The organism is Luteolibacter luteus (assembly GCF_012913485.1).
Lineage (GTDB): Bacteria > Verrucomicrobiota > Verrucomicrobiia > Verrucomicrobiales > Akkermansiaceae > Haloferula > Haloferula lutea.
In genome coordinates, this window is the sequence record NZ_CP051774.1 from 883,807 (window position 1) to 899,673 (window position 15,867).

The window sequence follows — 15,867 nt, forward strand, 5'->3', positions numbered from 1 at the left end:
TCAGTTCCCCGCATCAAGCTCCCCCACGCTACCTGACAACACCTCCTTCGCCATCGCCCGACGGGTCAAGATCAGCCGGTAGATCAGCCAGGTCGTCAAGAGCGCCCCGACCGCGAGCCAGAAGGTGAAGGCCGCCGGCACTGCCCGCGCGATTTCCACGGGCAGTTCCGCCAGACTCAGTAAGGACAAGCTGGCGTAGATCGGCGTGCTCAGCGGAGAGATGGAGAGCAGCCACGCCACGGCGGGATACATCTCGTCACCGACCGGGATGAGCACGGCACCAATCATGATCGGCAGGACTCCGACAAAAATTGCCATCAGCGTTACCACCCGGCCACCCCAAGCTTCGAGTAGCAATTGGAAGCTCAAGCCACAGGTCAGCATGACCGCCACGAAGTAGCCGAAGGTTTTCATCGGCACGACGTGCCCCGGGAACCACACGGACTCCACCACGCCACGGGTAAACAGGAACCATCCCGCAGCACCCGCCACGGCCATCACGATTACGAACCAAAAGGACGTGGCGGGATCCGAAAGGAAAGGCAAAGAGCTGCGCCCCTGCTTGCGCGCGCGACGCCAGCCTTTCACCTGGTTCTCAGGGGTCGGCGTGATGATGCCACCAAGCAGGAAGATCAGCAGCAGTGTGAAGAGGCCGTAGACCCCGGCCATCACCACAGCCTCCATGGGCTGCGGTTCCCGAGGCCCGCCGACGATATTCATAAGGCCGCCCCTCAGCGCCCGGGAAGGAAAGAGATCGCCGCTCTCCACCAGAGGCAGCGCATTCCCCAAGAGCAGGATCTGGATCCAGATGTAGAAGCCCGTCGCCCACAGCTTCCCGAGCAGGTGGGATTCCGCGCGCCGCCAGCGCCGGCACAGCATGATGATGAAGGTCAGGATCAGCGCGAGCTGCGAGAACAGCGTGAAAACCAGCTCCGAGAAATCCAGGCCGAAGAACTTCACCACCGGCACAAAGCGCCGGAAAAGCCGCAGCGGGCCCGCCGCCTCCTCAGGCAGCATCTTCGGGAGGCACTCCTCCACTACCGGCGTGATCGTCAGGTATTTGAAGAATACCAGGCCGAACTTCGAGAGCTGAGGGATCACCGTGTAGAGACAGAAGACCAAACCGATGGATGCGAGGAAAGCCCAGCGGCGGTTCTTCGCCACCGTACCGGTGAGCAAGCCGGTGAAGTGGTAGAGCAATGCGGAACTCAAAAGGGCCGTATAAAGCTGCAGCCACACCGTGGATTCCACCCGCCCCTTCCAAAAGAGCCACGCCGCGAAGGGCAAGGTAGTAAAGAACATCACATACTCCCGCACCGGCAGGCCGAAAACGTAGCCAATCACCTTCGACAGCGGCGACATCGGGATCAACCGCTGGTAGTCGATCACTCCTTCATCGCGTTCCGCGGTCATACCGCCCGCTACCTGCGCGGTGCCAAAGACGAAGAGAATGACTCCCTGTAGGATCAGCATGGGAATCAGGGCGGCACGCGCTGCCGGCTCCAAGTGCTTCGCATTCAGGGCGGCGATATCAATCGTGGCAGTTGGGTCCGCGCTCAGAATCGTCTCCGCCACACGGGTCGCCGTGCTGACACCCGCCGAGTAAGCCATCGCGACCATGAAGCCGGCAATCAGTACCGTAAGGAGCAAGGACACGCCAAGCCCCCGCGGCCGAAGCCGGGAGCAGCAGTAGCGGCGGAAAATCGGATTGTCCCACACACGCCACGCAGGGTGCGCGAGAGGCTTTGCCGGGGAGGTTTCGGAACTCATAAACGTCGGTTGCTTTCAGCCACTTCCACCAGGATGTCTTCGAAGGAAGATCGCCGTTCCTCGAAGGCACGTAGGCGAACCCCGTTGGAGATGAGCCCCTCCATCAGGTCCGCCTGGTCGTCATCGGTTCCTTTGAAGCCGAAGACGATCTCTTGGCCTACCACCTGAAGCTCATGCACGCCATGCCGCGATGACAGCCACGAGGCCGCGTCTTCCGCTTTGCCAAGAACGGCAGCGGTGATCGTTCGCTCGGTATTGCCGAGTTGCTGCCTTACCTCGTCCACCGTTCCGGAAGCCAGCAGCTTGCCGAGATTCATCACGCAGATGGACGTGCACATCTCCGCCAGTTCGCTCAGAATGTGCGAGCTGACAAACACCGTCGCCCCGTTCTTGGCGAGGCGGCGCAGCGCATTCCGCAGATCGCGGCGGGCCAGAGGATCGAGTCCGCTCGCCGGCTCATCCAGCACCAGCACGCGCGGGCGGTGCAGCAGGGTCTTCGCCAGCACCACACGCTGGGTCTGACCGCGGGAAAGCTCCTTGCACCACTTGTCGCGTTGGGGCGTCAGGGCGACCTCCTCCAGACACTCCGCCAAACGCTCGCGGCGCTGGGCCTTGTTGCCGATTCCATAGGCGGCCGCGTGGAAGTCCAGGAACTCCCACACCTTCATGTCCGAGGGCACCGGCGCGAGGTCCGGCATGTAACCGACGATCCGGCGTGCGCTGGCGATATCCTCCTGGATGTCGATGCCATCGAGGAACACGTCGCCGTAGGTCGGCTCCATCAGGGTCGTCAGCACGCGGAACGTGCTGGTCTTTCCCGCACCATTCGGCCCAACGAGGCCGAAGACCTCTCCGGGCGGAACGCTCAGCGAGAGATCATTCACCGCGATGAAATCGCCATAGTCCACCCGCAGCGAGCGGACATCGATGGCAGGACGCGGCACATGGCCGGAAGGGTTCGCGAAATTCATGTCGATCAAAAGTCAGCTTGGTCGAGCAGGTCCCAATTTGAGGGCAAGGTGAGACCGATCTCGTTCATTTCCTTTTCAGCCTCGGCGCGCCGTCTCTGGCGCTCGACCTCATATTTTTCTCTCTGCTCGGGTCTCAGCACGGAAAGCATCGCATCGCGACTGGCACCGCCGGGAGTTGCCCCGATATCGCCGCCAATTCCTTCCAGTTTCATGGCTGGATCATAGTCCGGCGAACTCCGGGCAAAGATGCCAAAAGCTTGGTCCCGCTGGGCGTCATCCAATTCGACGATCCCGCTGAGCCGCTGCACTCTTGTGTCCGCATGCCGCTCTACCAAGCTCGCCTTCTCGGTCATGCGCGTGGTCTTATAGTCCGTCAGCTTTTCCCCGCTGAGCATTCCCTCCATCACTTGATCCAATCCATCATCAGGACGGTGAGTCATGCTTTCCCGTGCCAGATCTTCAAACGTGGTTCCGGGAGTCCCGACCAAATCGCTCCAGCTTTTGGCATCGTCCTTGGCCTTTTGCTTGTACCATGCCTCCAGGCGCTCCTGCTGTTGGGGCGTCAGATCATACTTGCGAGCCAACTCGCCGGTCTTTGCCTCGATGCGCGCCTTCTCCTGCTTCACGCGGATCCTGTCGAAAATAGGAGAAAGCTCTCTTATGGAAGGCTGCAGGACTGCAAGGATATCATCCGGATTCACGTTATTCCCAGCCTTCACGTCATCCATGAGCTGCCGCGCTCCTGCCAAGAGGTTGGCATCGCGTCTCCGCCTGGGATTCTTCTCCTCATACGCGGCGATCTGGTTGTTCGCCTTCTTTAGTTCGACCTCCAGTTCGGCCACCCGCTTCTCCGGCGAGCCCTCGGCACCGGGCAGGCTTTTCAGGAAGAGGGAGGAGCCGATTCCGCCGAGGGCGACACCAACAATGAGGGGCACCGCCGTGCGGAGCGTTTGCGCGAAGGACATGGCTAGGAGGAGGATTGGCTTGGATTGCAGCGAGCCATGCCCGCCGACCGTGAAACAGCGATGAAGACCGCTCGAATTATCTGATTGGCATCATGCATGACAACGTGACGCTTCCCATGAGAATTCTACCGGCGATTTGTATCGGGACGGACAGCCCCGGGAATTTTGTCTAGGAAGCCCTGCTCCGTCCGTAAGAAGTCCATGCTCCGCCTGCTCGCCCTGCTCCTGTTCTGCTGTCTCCCGGCCAAATCCCAGGAAAAGCGCATCGCCGTCTTCGTCGGCCTTTGTGACAACGTCACACAGGGGATCGTCAAAGTTGGGGCGAAGATCGGCGACGGCGACAAGCCGGACGAGAATCTCTACTGGGGCTGCACCGACGGGCTGAAATCCTGTTTCAAAGCCAGCCGCCAGTGGAAACTGGAAAAAAGCGAGGTCGTTACGGGAGACGAGCGGATCTTGGAACGGCTCACGTTCCGGCACCGGACCGCCAAGGCCGTCCTCATCGCCGAGGCATGGCGCGGCTCGAAGCTGAAGGACTGCTACATCGCCTCTGAAGCGGCGATGCTCTCCGGGAAAAACGATCTGGTGGTGTTCATCGGCCACAATGTCCGGATGGATCACCCGATCGATTCCCCCTCGGTCAAAGCCGCCGGAAAAACCGACGCCATGGTGCTCTGCTGCAAGAGCGAGGAATACTTCCGCGACAGGCTTCAAGATGCAGGTGTTAGACCGGTGCTGCTCACCACGCAGTTGATGTATCCAGGCTCCTTCATCTTGAGGGATTCGCTCGAACCTTGGCTTGTCGGGAAAGACCACAATGCGCTGCGCGACGCCGCAAGCCAAGCCTACGCCCGCAATCAAAACCTTAGTGGAAGCGCAGCAAGGGGCGTCTTTTCCTGCCTCGATCCATGAGGCGAAAATGAAGGAATTCCCGAGGTTTGCGGGTGGAAAAACAGTTGTTTGGCGCAAGAGCACCAACAGCGGATTAGCCGTACCCTTCACAAATCTTGATCTTTCCCGCATCCCAAGCGGATCCCAGCCAAAGTTGCCTGACAACTCCTTCAGCGGAGGGGCTGCGTAGAACCACGACGGCATATCATTGACCTAATTTCCGGACTTAATCCGAGCTTAACCTAGCAGCTGCTAACGTTACGCCAGATCAAACGGCAAAGGCGATGCACTGGTTCACCCGCTCCCATCCCACAAAAACCCGGGGACAACTTGGCACTCGCCGCCTTCACAAAACCTTCGGGACCCGCTTTGCCAACATAGTGCGTTTTCATTGGTGGAACGGCCAGCGGAAGTCCCCTTTTTCATCCAGCCTGCTGCCCGAGGGTGCCCTACCCTGCGAGCAACAAGGGAGGTCTGTCTGGCGGAGCCACCGGGCGGTGGTTTCGCGGAGGAGCAGGCAGATCTCCCTCATGGCTGGAGACGATTTGCAGCGTGTGTTACGCTTGTTTTATTGAGAACCCCTCAAATCCAACCCATGAACGTCAGGCCGGCCCCGCGCAGCACCCAGGCTCTGGTTAAAGCTGCCTCCAAAATCTTGGAAGAAACCACGACAACGGAACAGGAGATCTTTTTGACCCTTCCAAATGGCAACCGGATCTCGATCCAAATCGCTGTCATTCCCCCCGTGGATGAGAACTCCGTGGGAGCCATGCGAACGCGTCCGGATGATGGCGAATGAAGCCTTCATTTCAGGGATAACAGGAAGGCGAATAGATCGGAGACTTGCTGGTCAGAGAATCCGTCGAGAAGCCCCTCGGGCATGAGCGTACGCTTCGCCACTGAGTGCTCCTTCACCTGATCCTTCGGGATCGCACGTTCGTCCGCCCCGATCTGACGGATAAGAATTGTGGATCCCTTATCTGAAGCGAGGAAGCCACTCACGAGGCTGCCATCTTTGAGGGTAAGGTCGTGGCGATAGTAGCCGCTTTCGAGCTGTGCATTCGGCGTGAGGATATTCCGAAGCAAGCTTTCCGTGCCCATCGCGCCGGCCCCGCTGAGATCCGGACCGATGGCGATGCCTTCACCCCGTGCCTGGTGGCAGATGGCGCAGGTGTTCTTGAAGAGCTCCTTGCCTGCAGCGGTATCGCCAGGCTTGGCGGCTGATCCGCGAAGTCGATCGAATTTCACGGCGAGAGCCTGCGCAGCTTCCGGCGTCATCAGCTCGGGGAAGTCGGCTGTCCATTCGAGCGCGGCACCGCTTTGCAGCTTCATGTCATCGCCTCCAGCTTGGAAGACCATGCCGGGAACCGCAGCGCCAAGTGGCAGTCGAGTGCGGAAATCGCGCTGGATCTCCGATTGGCTGCGTGCGCTGTCCCAAATGCGGAATTCAAGGAAACGTCCTGCGGTTCCTCCGGGCTGGTTCGCGCGTCCGATCTCGAGATCGCTCATGAGCCCGCTGAAAGCGTCCTTTGATACGCCGACCCCTTCGCCGTCGAGATAGAGCGAGACCTTCCCGGCAGCGTCGCGAGTCACGGCGCAATGCGTCCACTTCCCGGCTTCCATCGGACGGTCTGCGATTACCAGGTCACCGGAGCCGCTCCACACGCGCAGGCGCCCGGCATAAAAGTTGATGTCCGGTCCCCCGCCCCTCTTGCCGATCAGGCCGTCCCGGTTGTCGATACCGGGATCGAGGTTCACCCAGGTTTCCACGGTGAAGGGACCATCAAGCGTCAGGCCGGTAGCGGCGACGGCATCCGGCTTGCCGGGGAAACGGATCACGCGGACAAGCAGGCCTTCAACCTTCTCCAGCAGCTTGCGAAAGGCTGGTGCCTCTTCCCCTAGGACGGCGCGAAGCTTCTCCACCACAGAGGGATCGAAGCCTTCGAAGCCACCCGCAGCGACTTGATCGGCGAAAGCACTTGCAGATTCCTTTCTCGAAACAAGGCCTCCCACCGCAAATTGGCGCATCGCACCGGAGAGCGATGGCCAGCGGGCAGCGATCTCCGCCACAGCAGCCTCACCTGCGGATGAAGCGAAGCCGACCATCGCTTCGCGCGCCACGTCGGGATCCGCATGATCAAGCTGCGATCTACTAAGAGCAGCATCCGCGGATTGGATCTCATTGAGCGTGCGCAGCACGGCGGCGAGATCGGCGGGTGAGGTCGCAGCTTTGGCATGCTCAAGCAGCAGAGGTCCGAGGTTGGTCAGCCGGAAGCGCCGGGCGAGATCCATGACCAGCGGCATGGTATCCGGCTCCGCTTTCACCATGGCGGCGGTGGCTTGGTCGACAGTCTCGCGCAGCTCAGGATTCGACGCCGAAGCGGGATCCAGTTGAAGCAATGCAGCCAGCAGGGCCTTCCGTCGCGCAGGCTCGTCCAGAAGAGAACCAAAGGCCTTCGCTACCGCAGGCTGGGAAAGTTGGCTCCCAAGCAACGCCGCTTCATCGGCGTTCAAGGGACGCGTCATCTGAGGAAGGGCCGAAATCAGAGCGGGAGCACCTTGCCCCGGTGGCAAAGCCAGCACGGCGAGTAGCCGGGCTTCCAGCAACAGGTCCGTCGCGGCGAGCATCTTGGCCGTGGCATCTGGATGGGCCTCCATCGCCCAGCGGATGAGGTAGCGGAGAAACTCCTTCTCATACGGGGCGCGAACCTCACCAAGCGCGGTGCGTTCGGTTCCCTTCGAAAGAATCGCAAGGAACTCGGGAGCAACCGAGGGAGCAGTCCGGAGAACATTGGCAAAGGCGCACCACACTTGGAAGTCCTGTTCTTTGCCGAAAGCCTCACGCGCGAAATCCGGAGAACCCACAAAGACCTCCGGGACCGTTTCAAGACCCTCGATCGCCTCGCGCCGCACAGACGCATCGGCGTCCTTGATCAAGCCGAGCAGCAACTCACGAGCCGGAGCCTTCATTTCCACCAGGCTCCAAAGAGCAGCGATGCGGATCGATGAATCCTGCGTGGAATCGGTGGCAAGCTTCGTGAGGGCCGGCACCACGCTCGCATCTTTCCGATCCCCAAGTTCTATCCAAGCCATGCGGGCCACCCGGGCGTTCTTGTCGCCGAGATGCTTCACGACTTCCGCAGAGGGCATCTTGGTCAGGTTCGGGGGTTGCACCACCTGCATGCCCTTCGACTTCACCCGCCAGATGCGTCCACGAGTCTTGTCACGGTCGGGGTGATTACGCGGCACCTCGTTGTGGGAGATGATCTTGTTGTACCAGTCCGCGATGTAGAGGCAGCCGTCAGGACCGAAGAGCGCGGACACCGGGCGGAACCATTCATCGCTGGAGACGAGGAAGTCTTCCTGCTTCGTGTAAACCGGCTGGCCATTATCGTCTTTCGCCAGCGTGACGATCTGAATCCGGTTGGTGATCGGATTGGTGACGTAGAAGACTTTCTGATACGGCCACTTCACGGCGAAGGCGCTGCCTGCATCCTCGGCCACGGCGAGGCCGCTCAATCCGGTGCCGCCCATCGGTTGGTTCGGCGTCGACGGTGGTAGCATCGGCGCATAGGGGCGCAGCTTCTCGCGAGAACCGGTAGGGTAATGGGTGCCGGTCACGAACTCTGAAACCGGATGACCGAGGTCATTGGCCTCCTGAAGATACTCAGAGCCATCGCGGGAAGTGACAAAGCCCCAGATGTTGTTGGGACCCGCGGTAAGCAATTCGAAGTCGGAGCCATCCAGTTTTGCCCGGGCGAGCTTGCATTGGTTGAAGGCAAGCTCCTTCGCCCCGCTGTCAAAAGCAGAGCCATCGGGACGCGTCACCTTGGAGGCATTGAAGAGTCCTTGGGCGAGATAGAACCATCCGCCCGGTGCGCGCTCGAACTGATGCGGAAAAAGGTGCGAATCCTGGATTCCGAAGCCATTCAGCACGGTCTCATGGCCATCCGCTTTGCCATCACCGTCCTTGTCCGTGTAGCGGCGGATTTCATGACCATACTGGACCAGAGCACCGTCCTTCACCGGGAGAAGACCAAGTGGGATCGCCAGCTTGTCGGCGAAGACGCGGGGTGTCTGCGGGCCTTTCTTCCAAGGCTCATCGAAAACCAGCACCTTGTCCTTTCCCCCACGTGCATAGAGGGCTTCGGCGCTGGCCTCATTCTCATTGGCGTCCACCGGATACTCCAGCGCCGTCATCGTCCACATCCGGCCGGAAGGATCCCAAGCCATCGTGATCGGCTTTCCCACGCCCTCCTTTTCCGAAGCGACGAGTTCCACCTCGAAGCCCTCCGGCAGGGTGAAGCTAGCCAACTCCCGCTCCGGAGTGCGGACCGAGGCATCTTCCCATACCGGCGAGCCCTCGGTCGCCGGAAGTTCCTGAATACTGATGTCCTTAAACTGGGCGAGCAGCTTGCCGCCGCCATGGGTCTGCAGGCCGATCAACCCTTCCTGCGGGATCTTCGGGTCGGCTTCGGTGTAATCGAGCGTCTGCACGCCATTGATCCAGCTCTGGATGCGTCCGCCGATACAGAGGATCCGGTAATCGTTCCACTCCCAGTCCTTCGTCGCCGCCTTGATCGCCGCGGCATCCACCGGTTCACCTACGACCTTGTTCCTACGGGACTCATCGTACAATTTTCCCCACCAGTCCACACCGGCATCCACCTGATAGCCGGACATCTCGTGATTGTCCGGCACGCGGATGCTGCGGATCTGCACGCCGGAATTCATGAAGCCACTGCCTTGGGTCAGCTTTACCTTCAGGCGGAGATCAAAATTCGCGTAGCGCTTCTTGGTGGTGATGAAAGTGTTGTTCGGGACGTTTTCCTCCAGCGAGCCACCAGTGATCAGGCCATCCTGGACCTTCCACCACTTCTCCTCGCCCGGACGGATTTCCCAACCATCCAGGGATTTGCCGTCAAAGAGGGATATCGCGGGCGCAGGCAGCGGCTTGTTCGTGTAATCCAGCCACGGGAAGACCTCACCGGCCGCCGCCTTATTGAGAGCATCTTGCAGAGCGTCCTCGGTCCAGCCGGGATTCTGGTCCGGCATGCCATCCATCAGGCGTTTGGCATCCGGGGTCTTGGTCGTGATTCCCGCGGCCGGAATTTCGCCGCCCGCGGACCAAAGGATGCCATTCAGCACCATCTTCCGGACCTCGTCATTCGCCCAAGTCCAGTGGAAGTGACCTCCGGTGAACCCAAACGCGCGCCCGCCCTTGGGACGGGGAAAGGCCCAGGCGACGTATTGCGGGACCTTGCCCTCCTCCATCGTCTTCCGCGCAAAATCATTGCCGCGGTAGGGAGACAGGCCGGGTTCCACCAGTTCCTTCGCGGGGGAAACGGTGAAAAGCGGCTCCACCTTGCCATGCTCGTGCCCGCACTCGCGGAGATGGAAGTAGCACTCATCGTAGAGCGAAAAGGGCTTCACCCCGCGCATGATGATGTGATCCGAAGGCTTGTCGTATTTCGCCTGCCAGAAGGTGCTCATCGAGTAATACGCCTCGAAGTCCGAGCCCATCAGCTCCCGCCACTTCGCACGCTGGGGATCCTCGCCCTGCTCCTTGCTTTCCGGGTCCGCCGCCTGGATACCGGTGGCCCAGTGGATCGCCACCAAGCCCTTTCCGGAGTTCATGAAGGCCTCCAGTTCCGCCAGCTTGCCATTCGCGGGGTGGGCGTGCCAGCCATCGGCGTAGATCACCAGCGAGTCGTATTTCGCTAGGGTCGCCGCGTCCGGCCATGCGGTCACGACCTCCGCTTCGACATCCGTGCCTTCCTTGAGGGATTCGCAAAGCAGCTTGCTGCCTGCAAGGTGCTTGTGCTGGCCCCAAGCATGACTGTTGTCACCGGCGAGGAAAAGGATTCGCTTGGGCGCGGCGAGGCTGGAACCACTGCCCAAGGCAAGAATGAGGAGGACTTGGAAAATCGGACGCATGGAAATAAAGGGTTAGCAGGAGAAGACGTAGGAAACCCACCGGAAATTGCGGCTGTTTTGCCCGATCTCAGGCTTCAAAATCGAAGACCACCACCCGCTCCAAGCGCGGAACGACGATTTCCTTCACCCGCTCATGCTCCGGGTGAGGCAAGTAGGCGTCCCGGCTGGGGGCGCTGTCGAAGCTCATGATGAAGCCGTGGGTAAAGCCGTCGTTCAGGCCCTCGGCACTCTCATAGGGGCCGTGCTCCATGGAAAGGAGGCCGGGGATCTTCCCGATCATGCCCTTCATTTCAGAAAAGCATTCGTCGACCTGGATGGCAGTGATGCCGTCCTTGAATTGGAACATTCCGTAGTGCCTGACCATGATGTCCCCTTCTACGCGAAGGCCGGACAAAGCACACCCTCGGGCGTTTATTCCCGATCCACACGGCTCCCGCCCATCAGGGCGAGGAGGCGTTCCGCGCAAGCTTTCGCGAAGGCGGGGTCATTGATCTCCAGATCGAATTCTTCGACAGGCTTCCGGGAGTTCTCGCGGATGGCGGTGAACAAGGATTCATCTGCAGCGGCATCATGGAAAGGCTGGCCTGCCGCGCTGATCACGCTGATCGCCTTCCGCGGGATCATCACGACCGCGGGAGAATCATAAGAATTCACCTTGTCCGCGATGATCTTGCCGAGCTGCGCGCACTCCCCAGAGGTGGTGCGCATGAGCGTTACCTGGGGGTTGTGAATGTAGAAATTCCGGTTGGCGAACTTCTCCGGCACGGAGGCCTTTTCGCCGAAGTTCACCATGTCCAGGCAACCGGGTGCGACGACCACCGGCACCCGAGCCTTCGCGGCAGCATCCATGCGCTCCGGCCCTGCAGTCAATACGCCGCCAACCAGTTCGTCCGCCCACTCGGTGGTGGTGAGATCAAGCACACCAGTCACCATGCCGCTCTCAATGAGTGCCTCCATGGAGCGCCCGCCCGCACCGGTCGCGGCGAAGACGAGCACCTCGTAGCCCGCATCTTCCAAGATACGCTTGGCCTCGGTGACGCAGGCGGTCGTATTGCCAAACATGCTGGCCACCACCAGCGGCTTTGCGGCGGCGGTTTCGACGTTGGCTTCGACCATGCCGCAGATGGCACCGGCGGCGCGCGAGAAGATGACCCGTGAGAGCCGGTTCAGACCGGCCACATCGGCGATGCTCGGCATCATGACGATGTCCTTCGTGCCGAGATACGGGCCGGTATTGCCGCTGGCCAGGGTGGAAACCATCAGCTTCGGAAAGCCGAGCGGCAGAGCGCGCATAGCCCCGGTACCGATAGCCGTACCACCGCCGCCGCCGAGCGAAATCACCCCATCGATTTTTCCTTCCGCCGCAAGCTTCGCGAGCAGCACGGGAGCAGCCTTCGACATCGCGACGACGCACTCGCCGCGGTCCTTCTTTGCAATCAGCGGCGCAAGATCGAGGCCGGCCGCAGCTGCCACTTCCTCGCGCGTGATGTCCGGTGCCACTGTCGGCGGAGCGCCGCTGCCGACATCGATCAGAAGGGGCCGGTGCCCGCGCTGACGGATCAAGTCTGCCACAAAGGCATGCTCTTCGCCTTTCGAGTCAAGGGTACCGAGAACCGCGATGGTGGACATAGGATCGAGAGGAAGAGTGACTAACTTTTAAGCGCTATTTTTCAAACGGGTTCCGACGCTGCCCCAGAGGGGCGACGAGGTTGGGGACCTCTGAATCTTCCAGCCTGTTCCGCCTGTTAAAACATGAAAATTAACAGGCGACCTCCCGGAGCGCAGCGGATTGGCAGTTGACAGGTTTTTCGCCCACCTGTCGGCAACGAGATCGGCGAGAATGTCGGGAAGTTCACCACAACAGCTTCCTACGCGGATCCCGAGTGACGATCTACTGCCAAGGAGACGAATCCAGGATCTCCGCTGCCGGAGATCCCCCATCCGTCATCCGTTCAGTGCTTCCGCTTCACGGGGATGGACTTGAACTGCTGGGTAAGCTCGGTGAGCGACTGCTCGACGGCCATGCGCTCCAGCGAAGAGGCCCCCACGAAACCCACGGCATCGGTGTGCTCGTTGATGTAAGCGGCATCCTCCGGCGTGTTGATCGGGCCGCCGTGGCTGAGGTAAAGAACGTCATCCCGCACGCTGCGTCCGGCCTCGATGATCGCCTGGGTGCGCTTCGCCGCTTCTGGCAGGGACATGGTGGCATCCACCACGCCCACCGAACCGCCAACGGTGGTACCGACGTGCGCGATGATCACATCCGCGCCGGCTTCCGCCATCGCCTTCGCTTCTTCCGGGGCATCGACATAGACGATGCTGAAGAGGTCCATGCGGCGGGCGAGGGCCACCATTTCGAACTCCTTCTTCACGCTCATCCCGGTTTCCTCGAGGATCTGGCGGAACTTGCCATCAATGATGCAATGGGTCGGGAAATTGTTCACGCCGCTGAAGCCCATGTCCTTCACCTTGCCCAGCCAGTGCCACATGCGGCGGCGGGGGTCGGTGGCGTGGACGCCGCAGATCACGGGCGTCTCCTCGACGATCGGGAGCACTTCATACTCCCCGATCTCCATCGCCACGGCATTGGCATCGCCATAGGCCATGAGGCCTGCGGTGGAGCCGTGGCCGGCCATGCGGAAGCGGCCAGAATTGTAGATGATGATGAGGTCGGCTCCGCCCTTTTCGATGAACTTGGCGCTGATCCCGGTGCCGGCTCCTGCGGCGATGATCGGCTGTCCTTTCGAGAGCGTGTCGTGCAGGCGTTCGAGAACTTCAGCACGCGTGTAGGGGTTTCCTTTTCCGGTCCAAGGGTTCGGCATGCCGCATTGTATGTCCCACGTTCCCAAGCCCGTCCAGCGCGCGAGGTGTCCGGAGCCGCACATCCGCCTATCCTCCCTGCACACCACCCTCGACGGCCCGGCGCGGCTTTTCCATGGTGTCCGGAGCGCCCCATGCCAGAAGCCGATCCCGCCCCGAAAGACCGCCACGTGCTGGGGAAAGGCACGCGCTATCTGGTGGTGCGGGCCGACTCCGGGGACCCGCGGGACTGGCTGCAAAAGGGTCCGATCTGCCCGCTGCTGGCCCAGCATCACATCTCCCACGCCGGGATCATGGAGGCGCAGCCGGCGCTCGAGATCATCCGCAGCGACCTGAGCGGGACTTTCTTGCTGGCCTGCATCGCGGGCGAGGGCGTGGTGCTGGCCGATGGCGAGTGGAAGCGGCTGCGTGCGGGCCAAGCCTGCCTGCAGCCGCCCTTCGTGAGAAACGGCCTGAAATGCCTGCCGGGAAAGCCATGGAACTTCGCATGGGTGCGCTACCAGGAATCCCGGGAAACGAGACCGATCCTTTCGGCGCTCTCGCCAGTGACCGGTGCCTTCAATCCAGCGCCACTGAAAGCTGCGATCGAGGGGCTGCACGCGGAAGCGTCCTCAGCGAAGGGAGCCTCGGCGCTGCATCATTGGAGCGAGCTGATCCACCACTACGTGCTGCGCTTCGCCCAGCCACATCAGTCCGACGACCGCCTGTGGCGGGTCTGGCAACGCGCGGAAGCCGACCTCGCCCGGCCATGGAGCCTTGGAGAGCTGGCCGCGATCGCATGCATGAGCGAGGAACACCTGCGCCGCGTCTGTCGCAAGGAGCTGGGACGAACGCCGATGCAGCAGCTTACCCATCTGCGCCTGATGAGGGCGCGGCACTTGCTGTCCATCACGGATGACAAGATCGAGGTGATCGCCCGGGCAGTGGGCTATGAGAGCGTTTTCACGTTCTCGAATACGTTCAAGCAGTGGATCGGCTGGCGGCCTTCGGAGCACCGGAAGGGTAATCCCTGACCGGAGGTCGCGCGCCGAGACTGAGCTAACCGCGGTTTGCCTTGCAGATTCGGGGTGCCAGCAAGGCGGCTACCGCCGCGAGCAGAACAACCATGGCGAGAATCAGGGCCGGAGTGCGATTTGGCGCCGCCGGAGTCGGTTCTCTCGGGATGGTTGTGAGAACAGGCGACGCCTTGACGACGCGAGCAGGCGGTTCGACTGGCCCATGAATCGTAAACTTCCGGGGATCACCTTTGAAACGGAAGCTCCGAGAGCCATCCAGAACATCTCTTCCCCATCCTTTAAGAGCGGCGACATCAAGGGTGTAATATCCATACTTATTGCGCGGCAAAGGAAGATCCTCGATCATCTCGCAGATCGCAGAACCCGCTAAAGTGTCATTTCCTAACAAATCTGCTCCGCCCGGAAGATCGAAGAAATCTTGGGAGTCGTCCAAAAGTTCGATCAGCAGCTCCAGCATCACGACATCACGAAACTGCTGCATCTGAAAAAACACCCTCTGCCGTGCGAAATTATAGTCACCTAACTCGCGCCGCGTATTGGCTTCTCGCAGATTCAAAAGTTCGTCATTAAAATGGCGCGGGTAGTCATTGACCGATCGGATCGTTTCAGTGATTGCCGCCACCACTTCGCGGTGATCCGGCTCCATGGCCTCCCCCCGCTCGGCAACGGCTAGATAGGCTGCTGCTGCCATCACATTGGCTTGCGAGGGGTCGGAGCGAGCTTCGCCGAGTTTCTGTTCCGCGTTCGCTCGCCATTCTTTCGTCAAATCTTCCGCTCCGAGCGCCAAGCCGACGAAAAGCAGTAGCACAAAGGTAGCAGTTCCTAGCTTAATCATGAGCCTATTGCATACGACCTGCAACTACCTCCTGAGTGAACCATTTCTCAGCTTCGTCCCACTCTGGCTTCACAAGTTGTCTCCCGAAGTCCTTTAGATCCCTAACAGGAAAACCAGTCCCACTGTGCATAAGTCGATCTTTTGTATCGGTTCCCTCTAGAGGGGCAACACCAACAAGACTAGGATGAACCAAAAAAGGCGGGAGATAAGAATCTGGATACCCAGGACCCACTATCACATGACCCACCTCATGAGCAACCACCCCGATCAATCTCCCCACTTTAGTCGAACTTGAAGAATCATTTCGACCGGCACATACAAATACAGCTCGTGGATCGCGGAATGAAATACCTCTAACACCCCCCCTGCTCAATGGTAATTTTGAGGGTATCGCCTTGCGGCTCCACCAGTGAAATAGCGGTTGCCGGGACCAAATAAACATGAATATTGCTCACAACATCTTGAGCGCCTAGATCACGATGCATAAGAAACGGCTCTTGATTAACCCCAGAAGCAGTTTGAGCGTTGTAAACCTCACTTCCAAAATCCAAAATTCCAATCCAACAAGTCATACCATGATCCATATCCTCATGAGATAAATCAGGATTATAATCGGACATATGACATTCATTCCGCCTACTCGGGGAGAAACATTCAAAGGA

Annotated in this window: 11 protein-coding genes; 2 read left to right on the top strand and 9 right to left on the bottom strand. The window is 60.2% G+C overall.

Translation table 11 applies throughout. The annotated features are described in order from the left end of the window. The 3 genes from HHL09_RS03495 to HHL09_RS03505 are packed head-to-tail and all read right to left on the bottom strand — an operon-like array spanning position 1 to position 3,706. Complete coding sequence (locus HHL09_RS03495; RefSeq protein WP_169453101.1) at positions 1-1,770, bottom strand: hypothetical protein; 1,770 nt, start codon at positions 1,768-1,770, stop codon at positions 1-3. Next, entirely contained in the window at positions 1,767-2,741 is a 975-nt protein-coding gene (locus tag HHL09_RS03500; protein WP_169453102.1) for an ABC transporter ATP-binding protein, read from the bottom strand. Before HHL09_RS03500 ends, HHL09_RS03495 begins: the two co-directional genes overlap by 4 nt. Before the next feature lie 5 nt (positions 2,742-2,746). After that, positions 2,747-3,706, bottom strand: a complete 960-nt coding sequence (locus HHL09_RS03505) for a hypothetical protein (RefSeq protein WP_169453103.1) — start codon at positions 3,704-3,706, stop codon at positions 2,747-2,749. Between the two features lie 201 nt (positions 3,707-3,907). On the opposite strand from HHL09_RS03505, the gene HHL09_RS03510 reads away from it, so the two are divergent. Then, positions 3,908-4,618, top strand: a complete 711-nt coding sequence (locus HHL09_RS03510; RefSeq protein WP_169453104.1) for a hypothetical protein — start codon at positions 3,908-3,910, stop codon at positions 4,616-4,618. Between the two features lie 783 nt (positions 4,619-5,401). Here HHL09_RS03510 and HHL09_RS03515 read toward each other — a convergent pair. The 4 genes from HHL09_RS03515 to HHL09_RS03530 form a co-directional block, all read right to left on the bottom strand. Then, positions 5,402-10,534 (bottom strand): PVC-type heme-binding CxxCH protein, encoded by a 5,133-nt coding sequence (locus tag HHL09_RS03515; RefSeq protein ID WP_169453105.1) that lies wholly within the window; start codon positions 10,532-10,534, stop codon positions 5,402-5,404. 67 nt (positions 10,535-10,601) lie between these two features. Then, positions 10,602-10,898, bottom strand: a complete 297-nt coding sequence (locus HHL09_RS03520) for a Dabb family protein (RefSeq protein ID WP_169453106.1) — start codon at positions 10,896-10,898, stop codon at positions 10,602-10,604. A gap of 47 nt (positions 10,899-10,945) precedes the next feature. Next, positions 10,946-12,163 carry a Tm-1-like ATP-binding domain-containing protein gene (locus HHL09_RS03525; RefSeq protein WP_169453107.1) on the bottom strand — a complete coding sequence of 406 codons (1,218 nt, stop codon included), beginning with the start codon at positions 12,161-12,163 and terminating at the stop codon, positions 10,946-10,948. Positions 12,164-12,486: 323 nt separating this feature from the next. Further along, the gene (locus tag HHL09_RS03530; RefSeq protein WP_169453108.1) at positions 12,487-13,356 is read right to left on the bottom strand and encodes a phosphoenolpyruvate hydrolase family protein; all 870 of its coding nucleotides are present in this window, start codon (positions 13,354-13,356) and stop codon (positions 12,487-12,489) included. Positions 13,357-13,488: 132 nt separating this feature from the next. Here HHL09_RS03530 and HHL09_RS03535 point away from each other — a divergent pair, with 132 nt between their 5' ends. Next, positions 13,489-14,367, top strand: coding sequence for a helix-turn-helix transcriptional regulator (locus tag HHL09_RS03535; protein ID WP_169453109.1), 879 nt, complete (start codon positions 13,489-13,491; stop codon positions 14,365-14,367). A 25-nt stretch (positions 14,368-14,392) separates the two neighbouring features. On the opposite strand, the gene HHL09_RS03540 is transcribed toward HHL09_RS03535, so the two are convergent. Next, positions 14,393-15,205: a hypothetical protein gene (locus HHL09_RS03540; protein ID WP_169453110.1), complete on the bottom strand. Its 813-nt coding sequence runs from the start codon at positions 15,203-15,205 to the stop codon at positions 14,393-14,395. 353 nt (positions 15,206-15,558) lie between these two features. Then, the gene (locus HHL09_RS03545) at positions 15,559-15,825 is read right to left on the bottom strand and encodes a hypothetical protein (RefSeq protein ID WP_169453111.1); all 267 of its coding nucleotides are present in this window, start codon (positions 15,823-15,825) and stop codon (positions 15,559-15,561) included. Positions 15,826-15,867 lie beyond the last annotated feature (42 nt).

Excerpts from the sequence above, each read along its gene's own strand:
- HHL09_RS03495 (WP_169453101.1), bottom strand. The coding sequence starts at position 1,770 with ATGAGTTCCGAAACCTCCCCGGCAAAGCCTCTCGCGCACCCTGCGTGG.
- HHL09_RS03500 (WP_169453102.1), bottom strand. The coding sequence starts at position 2,741 with ATGAATTTCGCGAACCCTTCCGGCCATGTGCCGCGTCCTGCCATCGAT.
- HHL09_RS03505 (WP_169453103.1), bottom strand. The coding sequence starts at position 3,706 with ATGTCCTTCGCGCAAACGCTCCGCACGGCGGTGCCCCTCATTGTTGGT.
- HHL09_RS03510 (WP_169453104.1), top strand. The coding sequence starts at position 3,908 with ATGCTCCGCCTGCTCGCCCTGCTCCTGTTCTGCTGTCTCCCGGCCAAA.
- HHL09_RS03515 (WP_169453105.1), bottom strand. The coding sequence starts at position 10,534 with ATGCGTCCGATTTTCCAAGTCCTCCTCATTCTTGCCTTGGGCAGTGGT.
- HHL09_RS03520 (WP_169453106.1), bottom strand. The coding sequence starts at position 10,898 with ATGGTCAGGCACTACGGAATGTTCCAATTCAAGGACGGCATCACTGCC.
- HHL09_RS03525 (WP_169453107.1), bottom strand. The coding sequence starts at position 12,163 with ATGTCCACCATCGCGGTTCTCGGTACCCTTGACTCGAAAGGCGAAGAG.
- HHL09_RS03530 (WP_169453108.1), bottom strand. The coding sequence starts at position 13,356 with ATGCCGAACCCTTGGACCGGAAAAGGAAACCCCTACACGCGTGCTGAA.
- HHL09_RS03535 (WP_169453109.1), top strand. The coding sequence starts at position 13,489 with ATGCCAGAAGCCGATCCCGCCCCGAAAGACCGCCACGTGCTGGGGAAA.
- HHL09_RS03540 (WP_169453110.1), bottom strand. The coding sequence starts at position 15,205 with ATGATTAAGCTAGGAACTGCTACCTTTGTGCTACTGCTTTTCGTCGGC.
- HHL09_RS03545 (WP_169453111.1), bottom strand. The coding sequence starts at position 15,825 with ATGTCCGATTATAATCCTGATTTATCTCATGAGGATATGGATCATGGT.